12 protein-coding genes are annotated in these 10,820 nt (G+C 41.2%); 6 read left to right on the plus strand and 6 right to left on the minus strand.

Going from position 1 to position 10,820, the window contains the following annotated elements:
* Positions 1 to 4 precede the first annotated feature (4 nt).
* Together C1A47_RS16880 and C1A47_RS16885 are read left to right on the plus strand one after the other, a co-directional pair.
* On the plus strand, positions 5 to 673 hold the full coding sequence (locus tag C1A47_RS16880; protein ID WP_111896189.1) for an LrgB family protein: 669 nt from the start codon (positions 5 to 7) through the stop codon (positions 671 to 673).
* A 106-nt stretch (positions 674 to 779) separates the two neighbouring features.
* Positions 780 to 1,220, plus strand: coding sequence for a DUF2147 domain-containing protein (locus tag C1A47_RS16885; protein ID WP_111896190.1), 441 nt, complete (start codon positions 780 to 782; stop codon positions 1,218 to 1,220).
* Between the two features lie 53 nt (positions 1,221 to 1,273).
* On the opposite strand, the gene C1A47_RS16890 is transcribed toward C1A47_RS16885, so the two are convergent.
* Genes C1A47_RS16890 through pdxA form a run of 3 tightly spaced genes read right to left on the minus strand, consistent with a single transcriptional unit; the run spans position 1,274 to position 3,916 of the window.
* A complete protein-coding gene (locus C1A47_RS16890) occupies positions 1,274 to 2,113 on the minus strand; it encodes a symmetrical bis(5'-nucleosyl)-tetraphosphatase (RefSeq protein WP_111896191.1) in 840 nt (279 codons plus the stop codon).
* Between the two features lie 2 nt (positions 2,114 to 2,115).
* Positions 2,116 to 2,925 carry a 16S rRNA (adenine(1518)-N(6)/adenine(1519)-N(6))-dimethyltransferase RsmA gene (gene rsmA, locus C1A47_RS16895; RefSeq protein ID WP_111896192.1) on the minus strand — a complete coding sequence of 270 codons (810 nt, stop codon included), beginning with the start codon at positions 2,923 to 2,925 and terminating at the stop codon, positions 2,116 to 2,118.
* A gap of 19 nt (positions 2,926 to 2,944) precedes the next feature.
* Positions 2,945 to 3,916 (minus strand): 4-hydroxythreonine-4-phosphate dehydrogenase PdxA, encoded by a 972-nt coding sequence (gene pdxA, locus C1A47_RS16900; RefSeq protein WP_111896193.1) that lies wholly within the window; start codon positions 3,914 to 3,916, stop codon positions 2,945 to 2,947.
* A gap of 465 nt (positions 3,917 to 4,381) precedes the next feature.
* Between pdxA and rplM the strand changes: the two genes are divergently transcribed.
* From rplM to C1A47_RS16920, 4 genes are all read left to right on the plus strand, one after another.
* Positions 4,382 to 4,810: a 50S ribosomal protein L13 gene (rplM, locus tag C1A47_RS16905; protein ID WP_111896194.1), complete on the plus strand. Its 429-nt coding sequence runs from the start codon at positions 4,382 to 4,384 to the stop codon at positions 4,808 to 4,810.
* Positions 4,811 to 4,822: 12 nt separating this feature from the next.
* A complete protein-coding gene (rpsI, locus tag C1A47_RS16910; RefSeq protein ID WP_111896195.1) occupies positions 4,823 to 5,209 on the plus strand; it encodes a 30S ribosomal protein S9 in 387 nt (128 codons plus the stop codon).
* 148 nt (positions 5,210 to 5,357) lie between these two features.
* Entirely contained in the window at positions 5,358 to 5,786 is a 429-nt protein-coding gene (locus C1A47_RS16915; protein ID WP_111896196.1) for a ClpXP protease specificity-enhancing factor, read from the plus strand.
* 19 nt (positions 5,787 to 5,805) lie between these two features.
* Positions 5,806 to 6,459, plus strand: coding sequence for a hypothetical protein (locus C1A47_RS16920; protein ID WP_111896197.1), 654 nt, complete (start codon positions 5,806 to 5,808; stop codon positions 6,457 to 6,459).
* Between the two features lie 65 nt (positions 6,460 to 6,524).
* On the opposite strand, the gene C1A47_RS16925 is transcribed toward C1A47_RS16920, so the two are convergent.
* From C1A47_RS16925 to C1A47_RS16940, 3 genes are all read right to left on the minus strand, one after another.
* Positions 6,525 to 8,897, minus strand: coding sequence for a YgiQ family radical SAM protein (locus C1A47_RS16925; protein WP_111896198.1), 2,373 nt, complete (start codon positions 8,895 to 8,897; stop codon positions 6,525 to 6,527).
* Positions 8,898 to 9,162: 265 nt separating this feature from the next.
* On the minus strand, positions 9,163 to 9,762 hold the full coding sequence (locus C1A47_RS16930) for a glutathione S-transferase family protein (protein ID WP_111896199.1): 600 nt from the start codon (positions 9,760 to 9,762) through the stop codon (positions 9,163 to 9,165).
* A 514-nt stretch (positions 9,763 to 10,276) separates the two neighbouring features.
* Positions 10,277 to 10,612 (minus strand): gamma-glutamylcyclotransferase family protein, encoded by a 336-nt coding sequence (locus tag C1A47_RS16940; protein WP_111896200.1) that lies wholly within the window; start codon positions 10,610 to 10,612, stop codon positions 10,277 to 10,279.
* Positions 10,613 to 10,820 lie beyond the last annotated feature (208 nt).

Below are 10,820 nucleotides of genomic sequence, written 5' to 3' on the forward strand. Positions count from 1 at the left end.
CAACATGATGATTGTACTATATAGCTTCGCGATCACTTTGGTTGCCTATCTGATTGCAAAATTTACGAACCGTTTCTTACCTCGTATCCCTGTTTTAGTGATCGGCATGTTTTGTGTTGTCGGGATTTTGGCTGTTTTAGGCTTGCCTTATGAACACTACCTGCAAGGCACACATGACGTTTTTGGTCGCCTACTTGGATATGTCACGGTTGCCCTCGCGATTCCACTCGCGACCATGCGTTACGATGATTTACCACTGAAATCACTTACCAGTATTTTGGTTTTTGCCAGTGTTAGTGCTGTTGCTCTGCCAATGAGCTTAGCCTATTTACTCCACATGGCACAACCGACAATTTTAGCGTTTGCAACCCGTGCCGTCACCACACCGATTGCCATCAATATCGCGACCCTACTCGGCTCACCGATTGGCCTTGTTATTTTAATCGTGATTTTGTCGGGTCTGATTGGTGCCAGTTTTTCAGGACTGATCTTACGGCATATTCACGATGAACGTGCTTCTGGACTGGCTTTAGGACTGGCAGCCCATGCGATTGGTACAGTTCAAGCATGGCAACGTGGGCCTGTTGCTGGTCGTTATGCCGCTTTTGGCATGGCTGTAAATGGGGTTTTTACCGCCATTTGGCTACCAATCGTGATCCATTTCCTAAAATAACTCACGGGTTCTCACTTCGGGCGTTATCGCCATTGTTCTCAAACTGCTTCTCTTTTAAAATAATTTTGCTCATTAAATAAGCAGTTTACAGAGGAGCATTTGTGTAATGTGGAAATTGCCACTGATTTTAACTTTATCAGTCTATAGCAGTCTGAGCTTAGCAGCGGACATTAGCGGAACATGGAAGCAAATCGATGACAAAACAGGATCAGCTAAAGCATTAATTCAAATTCGTCAGGAAAAGGATGGCCGTTATATTGGTAAGATTGTTAAAATTACCCCGCGTCCAGGATACGTCCCAAGAGAAACTTGCGTAGACTGCCCAGAACCTTATCGTAATAAACCAATTCTTGGGCTAGACATCATTCATAACCTAGAGCCCCTTGGCAATAATAGCTATGGAAATGGTAAAATTATTGACCCACTCACAGGTAAAATTTACAGCGTGAAAGGACGCTTACTGTCTAATGGGCGGTTATTACAATTACGTGGTTATTTAGGAGTTTCAATGCTTGGACGAACTCAAGTGTGGATTCGAGAAAACTAAACATTTAAACATAAAAATCAAAGCGATCATCTAGCAATGACCGCTTTGCATCTTTAGAGCATGACTGGATTTTCAACCGAGAATAATGTCTGATCTTCAAGGCGAAATGCCATCAGCTTTCCACCCCAAACACAACCACCATCCACATTCTGAATCTGTGGATTAATAGCTCGGCCTTCTAATGCTGCCCAATGCCCAAAAACGATTTGATGTGTTCGTGTCGTCAATCCATCAAACTCGAACCACGGCAGAAAACCTTTAGGCATCGGATCATCCAGTGATTCTTTAAAAGAAAATTCAAGACGCCCTTCAGCATTGGTCAAACGCATGCGGGTCAAATAGTTGGTAATCGTGCGTAGACGATCCTGACCTTGCAAATCATCTTCCCATAAATCAGGTGTAGCCCCATACATTTGCGCCAAAAATGCATCGACGACAGCAAAATCATCATGGGCAATCACGGCTTCAACTTCTTTCGCCAGTTCAGCCGTTTGCTCTGCTGACCAAATACAGGGCACACCTGCATGGGTCAAAATGGTTTTATCATTTGGAAACAGGCACAGTGGCTGACGGCGTAACCAGTCAATCAGCTCATCACTATCAATCGCATCAATAATGTCTTGGGTCTGATCTTTGGCTTTGATTTTTTTGATATTACGCGCACATGCCAACAAGTTCAGATCATGATTGCCCAACACCGTCTCGGCACTACCACGCTCCACCAGTTTTTTGACAAAACGCAGAGCACCCAGAGAATTTTCTCCACGTGCCACCAAATCCCCTGCAAACCAGATAAAGTCCTGATCTGGATCGAACTGAATTTTTTTCAAGAGCTGCTTAAGCGCTTCAAAGCAGCCCTGAACATCACCAATGACATAATTATAGCGGGCCATCGTTACACCATCTGATCTGATAACGCCACAAACTGAGCCAATGTCAGCGTTTCAGGACGTGCCATCGGGTCAACTCCTGCTTGCTCGAAACCATCTTCACGTAACATGCCTTTTAAGCTATTACGTAAAGTTTTGCGGCGCTGAGTAAAGACGTGAGCGACCAAACGCGCCAAGGCTTGTTCATTTTTCGCCACAATCGGTTTTTCATTGTATGGCACAAGACGGAACACGGCACTGGTGACTTTTGGTGGCGGATTGAATGAACCTGGTGGCACTTCAAACAAGAATGTCGGCTGACAGAAATACTGAATCATCACCGACAAACGCCCATACTCTTTGGTATTCGGCTCAGCCGTGATGCGATCGACCACTTCTTTTTGCAGCATAAAGTGCATGTCTTTGACTTTGCCACCAAATTCCAAGAGATGGAACAATAACGGTGTCGAAATGTTATAAGGCAAGTTTCCAACAATACGTAGTGGACGACCTTCTTGAAAAAGCTGAGTAAAATCAAATTTTAGTGCGTCAGCTTCTACAATCGTTAAACGCTCAGGATGTGGCACGCGCGCAGGTAATCCTGCTGCCAAATCACGGTCTAGCTCAACCACAGTCAAGGCATCGCATTCACCAATCAAAGGTGATGTTAATGCCGCTAAACCAGGGCCAATTTCAACAATATTGTCGCCTGCACGTGGATTAACAGAACGTACAATTTTGGCAATCACACGCTGATCATGCAAAAAGTTCTGCCCGAAGCGTTTCCGCGCCTGATGCCCTTCGTCTTTTGGGTTTAGGGCATTAATTTGATACATAGACAATTTCCAAGAAAAATTATAACGAGTGAGCGAGGGTCAAGGCTAAATCAACGGCAACATGCAAACTGGAACTTTTGGCTTGTCCAGTTCCTGCCAAGGAGAGTGCCGTGCCGTGATCAACTGACGTCCGAATAAACGGCAGACCTAAAGTAATATTGATCGCTTCACCAAATCCTTGAGATTTTAACACAGGTAAGCCCTGATCATGGTACATGGCAAGTACAGCATCGGCATGTTGCAAATGTTCAGGCGTAAATAGGGTATCGGCAGGCAAACACAGGCTGAGCTGTTCTCCACGTGCTCGATATTGTTCTAAAACAGGGTTAATGACTTCAATTTCTTCATGGCCCAAGTAGCCGCCCTCACCCGCATGTGGGTTCAAACCACAAACCAAAATACGCGGCTGTTCAATCTGAAATTTAGTTTTTAAATCATGCAATAAAATATCAATCACTTGTTGCAAGCGAATCGCTGTAATCGCGTCGGCAACTTCACGAAGCGGTAAATGCGTGGTGGCCAAAGCAACACGTAAAGTTTTAGTGGCAAGCATCATCACCACACGTTCCACACCAGCAAACTCCTGATAATATTCAGTATGTCCACTAAAATGAATGCCTGCATCATTAATTACTGATTTTTGTACAGGGGCAGTTGCCACGCCCACACTTTTAGCCTGCATGGCATACTCAGCCGAACGACGCAATTGTTCCAAGACATAGGCTGAATTTTGAGAGTTCAACTCGCCCAAAACCACATCAGCATTTAAAGGCACATGTTCTACATACAATTGCCCTTGCTGAGATGATTCAACTTGTCCTTTATATTCAATCAGTTCAACAGTTTCCTGCAAAATATCGGCACGTGCTCGCAGCATTTGAATATCCGCAAGTACCACGATCGGACGTTCATCCACTCGATCTGCCAAACTCAAACAGATATCTGGCCCAATGCCTGCAGGTTCACCACTGGTGACATATAAAGGAAGCATGTTAAACATCTCTGTGTCGATTTTGTCTCATTATAAAGTAAAATCCCGTGACAATCCTGAGCAGATACCATTCTCACGTATCCCTTTATCTCAGAAAAACCATGTCATTTATTCGCGAAAGCACAGTCAATATTTTTTATTCATATCACTTGGACAGTTCGATTTAATTTTATTTATATTATTGATTTTTATTATTTTATTAGACTTCTTACATTAGTCTTTTTTCTTTCTCCCTATGGGAGAAAAATAAAGAGGGTGCAGGCAATGAGGAAAGAAGCCGATTGACCAAGAAAATTTAATCCGATTTTTCGAATTTTTCCGTTTATTTGTACATTTTGAACGCCTATAATATAGCGCTTGAAATTTAATTTTTCATTGTGATTCTACGCAAGTTCAGGTAGAATTCTGGCTCCTTTTGTTTGGGCAAATTTATCGTCCAAACCAACTATAATAGGTATGTAGTTAATGAAAACTCTCAGCGCTAAGCCTGCTGAAGTACAACACGACTGGTTCGTTGTTGACGCTTCTGGCAAAACTTTAGGTCGTCTTGCGACTGAAATCGCTCGTCGTTTACGCGGTAAGCATAAGACTTCTTATACTCCTCACGTTGACACTGGTGATTACATCGTTGTTATCAACGCTGAACAAGTTCAAGTGACTGGTAACAAAGCACTTGACAAAAAATACTATCGCCACACTGAATTCCCAGGCGGTTTGAAAGAAACTAATTTCGAAAAATTAGTTGCTCACAAACCTGAAGAAATCTTTGAACGTGCTGTTAAAGGCATGTTGCCAAAAGGTCCTCTTGGTTATGCAATGATCAAGAAAATGAAAGTGTACGCTGGTAGCGAGCATCCACACGCGGCTCAACAGCCACAAGTTTTGGACATCTAAGGGATAAAGCACATGGCTACTAATTATGGTACAGGTCGCCGTAAGACCGCAACTGCACGTGTTTTCTTGTCAGCTGGTACTGGTAAACTCGTTATCAACAACCGTACTTTAGAGCAATATTTCGGTCGTGAAACTGCTCGTATGGTTGTTCGTCAACCTTTAGAGCTTTTAGAAGCTACTGAAAAATATGACCTTTACATCACTGTTGCTGGTGGTGGTATCGGTGGTCAAGCTGGCGCGATCCGTCACGGTATTACTCGTGCATTAATCGCTGCTGACGAAACTTTAAAACCAACTCTTCGTCAAGCTGGTTTCGTTACTCGTGATGCTCGTGAAGTTGAACGTAAGAAACTTGGTTTACGTAAAGCTCGTAAACGTCCTCAATTCTCTAAACGTTAATTCGTTTTCCGAATTGGACAAAAAGCCTCGGTTTTACCGAGGTTTTTTTATGCCTGCGATAATGTACAAACTGTGTCAAAACCATGACACGGTGCAACAAAAATCGGTATAGTAATTCATATGCCGAGAAATATTTTAGAGCTTTGTTATGTCTGATCAAGAAATCAATTTAACCCCTACACGCCCCTATTTAGCCCGTGCGATCTATGAATGGATTTGTGACAATCAGCTAACACCCTATCTCTTGGTTGATGCCACTCAGCCACATACCAGTGTACCTGTTCAATTTGTCAAAGATGGTCAAATTGTACTGAACATCGTGCCACATGCCGTGCACCAATTGGTCATGGATAATGATGCCATCAGCTTCTCTGCACGTTTTGGTGGTGTTGCACAAAATATTTATGTGCCATTCGCTTCAGTCATTGGCATTTATGCACGTGAAAACGGTCAAGGACTCTTTTTTGATCCAAGCGAATATGAAAATATCAGTCCAGTAGCTGAACAAACAACAGAAACTTCAACAGAACAACCAGAAGCACCAAAGAAAAAACCAAGCTTACGCATAGTCGATTAACCTGATACAGGAGGAGGTTATGGCTTTTGATTTATTTCACTATTTTGCTGAGCAAACTCGAATTCAAAAGCCTCAGCTTCTTCATCAATTTCCATCAACAGAGCAAAAAGTTTTGTTGATGGAGCTTAATGCGCTCGCTTTAGGCAAACTCATCACCGAATGGCAGCAAAATGCTAGTCGTGTATATTCAGAATTACAGCAGCAAGATCAACTGTATATTCAGCAGATTGCACGGCAGATGACCACTTCAACACAAAATAAATCCAGTTTAAAAAAGGCTGATTTTGAACACAGTCTAAAAGAAATTTTATCTTTACAACTTACTGAATTGAAACAGTTGGATGACACAGGTCATTTGGGACAAAAAGGTTTAAATGAACTCTTGCTTGGACAGACAAACTATTTGTCAGGACATGCGGATGACTGGGTTTGGGCAACAAATTCACTGACTTCTTTAATTGGCTCTAAACCTGTTGAGACAAAACAGGTATCATTAGATGAAACAATGAAGGAGTTTAATTACATGGTTTCTCATGCCGACCACCACGATGATCATCAAGTTGCTGAACCTGTTGTTGCTAAAGTACCAACATGGGCAAAAATTCTAGAACCTGCTGTCGGCCTGATTATTCTTGGTTATTTATACTGTGCTTATCAGCAAATCGTTGGATAAATAATTGATGTATAAAAAAAGCCAAGATCAACTTGGCTTTTTTTATTTTTCCAGATTCTTAAAACTTAAGTACGATTTTTGGATTTCGACTTATTAAAAGGACGCTTCCGATCACCTGTTTCACGCGGCGGCAAACCAGTGTGCTGCGTCAAAGTCTGCCCTTTTTTCGGTTGCTGACGCTGTGAATTTTGACGTGCTGTATTTTCACCAGTACGTTTTTGTGAATCCCCTGCCACACTCGAATTTTTCTTACGCGCTGCCTTATATTCACCATCTGCCGCTTTCGGCTGGAAGGTTGGAATCAAGTGCTGCTTCGAATTACCAATCAGGTCGGCACGCCCCATTTCTTTTAAAGCTTCACGTAACAACGGCCAGTTATTTGGATCATGATAACGCAAGAACGCTTTATGCAAGCGACGACGTTTCTCACCTTTCACAATATCAACATCTTCAGTATAACGCGCGACTTTCGCCAACGGGTTTTTCGCTGAATAATACATGGTGGTTGCGGTTGCCATCGGTGATGGGTAGAAGGTCTGTACCTGATCGGCACGGAAACCATTCTTTTTCAACCAGATTGCCAGATGCATCATGTCATAATCGGTCGTTCCCGGATGCGCTGCAATAAAGTACGGAATTAGGTACTGTTCTTTACCCACTTCCTTACTGAAACGATCAAACATTTGCTTGAAGCGGTCATAAGTGCCAATGCCTGGTTTCATCATCTTCGACAATGGCCCTTGCTCGGTATGCTCAGGCGCAATCTTCAGATAACCACCAACGTGATGCTGTACCAATTCTTTAACATATTCAGGGTTCAATACCGCCAAGTCATAGCGTAAACCTGAACCGATCAGAATTTTCTTAATGCCTTTAATTTCACGGGCTTTACGATACAACTGTACCAGTGGAGCATGATCGGTATGCAAGTTTTGACAAACACCTGGATACACACACGATGGCTTACGACAGTTTTTCTCAATTTCAGGGTCTTTACAGTGCAAACGGTACATGTTGGCAGTTGGGCCACCCAAGTCCGAAATAATGCCCGTAAATTGTGGTGCAGTATCACGAATCTTTTCAATTTCACGAAGAATTGATTCTTCCGAACGGTTTTGAATAATTCGTCCTTCATGCTCAGTAATCGAACAGAACGTACAGCCACCAAAACAGCCACGCATGATATTCACTGAAAATTTAATCATGTCAAAGGCTGGGAAACGTGCATTACCATATACAGGATGCGGCAAACGCGCATAAGGCAAGTCAAACACGTAATCCATTTCTTCAGTCGTCAATGGAATTGGTGGTGGATTAATCCAGACATCACGTTCACCATGACGTTGTACCAACGCACGTGCATTCCCTGGATTAGTTTCCAAATGCAAAATACGGTTGGCATGTGCATACAGCACACGATCATTCGCCACTTGTTCAAAAGAAGGTAAACGAATCACCGCCAATTCGCGTGGTGGCAATTTATGTTTGATCGCTTTCGAAGCAACTTGCAACTGTACAACTTGAGTATGCTCATCCAGCTTGTCGCCTTCACGAGCAATAGGATTTGCAACCAATTCTTTTTGGAAATTTTGATACTGAGCTAAAGAATTGCCTTTTTCTTTTTCAACTTCACAGCCATCAATATCTTCGGTCATCACATACGGATTGATAATCGGATCAACACGCCCAATGGTATCGACATCGTTACTGGCAATCTCAACAAACTTGGCTTTAGATGGCTTGTTGAGTTTATTGATAATAAATGCAGTACCACGAACATCCGTAATCTGATGAATTTTTTCACCTTTTGCCAGACGATGCATCACATCAATAATGGCACGCTCGCCATTACCATACATCAGCATATCAGCTTTCGAGTCCATCAAAATCGAACGACGAACTTTATCTGACCAGTAATCATAATGTGCAATACGACGCAAACTGCCTTCAATACCACCTAAAAGTACAGGAACATCAGGGAAAGCTTCACGACAACGCTGACTATACACAGTCGCGGCGCGGTCAGGACGTTTGTTTGGCAAATTGTCAGGAGAGTAAGCATCATCCGAACGGATTTTACGATCTGCCGTATAACGGTTAATCATTGAATCCATATTGCCTGCGGTCACACCCCAAGCAATTGTGGGTTTACCCAGCACACGGAAACTTTCTACATTGGTCCAGTCTGGCTGAGAAATAATGCCAACACGAAAGCCTTGCGCTTCCAAAACTCGCCCAATCACACCCGATACAAATGAAGGATGATCAATATATGCGTCACCACAGACCAAGATAAAATCACAGGCATCCCAGCCCAATGCATCCATTTCTTGCCGAGACATTGGCAAAAATGGGGCTGGTTCAAAGCATGAAGCCCAATGTTTATCATAGTCAAACAACGCTTTTGGCGCAGTCTGCATGGTGTAGGCAGTAGACATAGCTGGCAATTCTCGGCTGGCTGGAGATAGGAATGTCATCAAAGATGAAAGCCGAGTATTTTACCATGAATTCTATTCAGTTTTCTTAGATTTAAGCATTGAAAAAACAATGAGATAAAATTTAAATTGTTTAAAGTTTAAACAAAACTAAATCCTCATCAAATTTGTGAAACTAATTTTTTAAAGATAAATAATAATGATCTCTATAAATTGATTTGCCATATCTCCTTTAAAAGGATATGGCAAACTTAAGTTAAATTACTTTTTATGCAGCCATTCCCCGATAGGCAGGATAATTTTGAATTCGCTGACACCATGCCTGAATATTTGGGTAAAGACTTAAATCGAAACCACCTTCATCAGCCACATGGGTATAAGCATAGAGAGAAATATCTGCCAACGAGAGTTCATTTCCCACCAAATAATCATGCTGCCCCAATGCTTTCTCCATGATCGCCAAGGCTTTATGTCCTTTTGGCTGCAAAGCATGATATTCCTCAATACGAGATTCAGGTAATCCCAAGTATTTATTGATAAAACGCGCAACAGCAATGAAAGGCTCATGGCTATATTGTTCAAAGAACATCCATTCATACATTTTGGCTTTGGCATAGCGATCTGTTGGAATAAAATACGTCCCTTCTGCTAAATAACCCAAAATTGCATTAGATTCAGTCAAGATTTGCCCGTCATCGAGTACTAAAACAGGAATCTTTCCATTTGGATTCATCTGCAAGAATTCAGGTGTATGACTTTCTGCTTTTAACACATTGATATGCAACCATTCATGTTGAATGCCTAAGAATTCAAGAAGCAGCTTCACTTTATAGCAATTTCCAGACAGCAGATCTCCGTAAACTTTCAATGTTTATTCTCCATATTGATTTTGAAAATAAAAAGTAAGTATCAATTTTTATATCATAAACAAACAAGCCATTGTTTATTCATTACATTTACTCTATAAAGTAATGAAAATTAAAAAGATAATAAATGATGATCAAAATATTATTTGTTTGTGCTCAGAATAAACTACGTAGCTCAACTGCTGAAGCTATCTTTTCTGAGCATAAAAATATTGAATGTACATGCTGGAATTCATGAGTCAGCAAATACACCGATAAATGCGGAAACTATTCAATGGGCAGATATTATTTTTACAATGGAAAGAAAGCACAAAGCTAAAATACAGCCAAAGTTTCGGCATGTGATCAATAGAAAAAAAATAATCTCATTAGACATACCTGATAATTTTGAATATATGCAACCTGCTTTGATTAAGTTATTGCATAAAAAAGTGATGCCATACATCTAGAAATATTTATAAATTAATCAATACAATAATTTTTATAATTTAATATGACAGCTCTTTAATATATTCACTAGCTTGCATCAATATAAACCCAAGCATTCTGCCCAGAAGCTAATGGCGCTAAGACACGTTTATAATCTTCCACTTCATATTCATCGGCAGATAATAACTCTTTTTCAGTCACTTCAAATGCAGTGCCCTTAACCCTATCTTCTCTATTTCCTGTTTGTTTTACGATAGGATGGTGTGTTTTTCCACTTAAACGAATGACTTCTGGATCTTTAATTTCAAGCATCACCTGTTTAAAACCAACAAGCTCATCCTGATTTCCATTTAGCTTACGCCCAAAATTTGCAAATTGAACATCAAGTTGCTGCAAAGTTCCATAAGAAAACAGTAATTGCATAAATTCAGACCTTTATTGTTATATTGAGGTCTTAATCTAATCACAGAAATCTACAAATGCAATCTTAAATTTAATTTTTACACTAATGACAATAAAAAAGCACCCCGACCTCTATAGAGATTGGGGTGCTTTGAATAATGAGCTGGCGATGACTTACTCTCACATGGGTAACCCCACACTACCATCAGCGCTAAGAGGTTTCACTTCT

This window comes from Acinetobacter sp. MB5, from assembly GCF_003261585.1.
Classification (GTDB): Bacteria; Pseudomonadota; Gammaproteobacteria; order Pseudomonadales; family Moraxellaceae; genus Acinetobacter.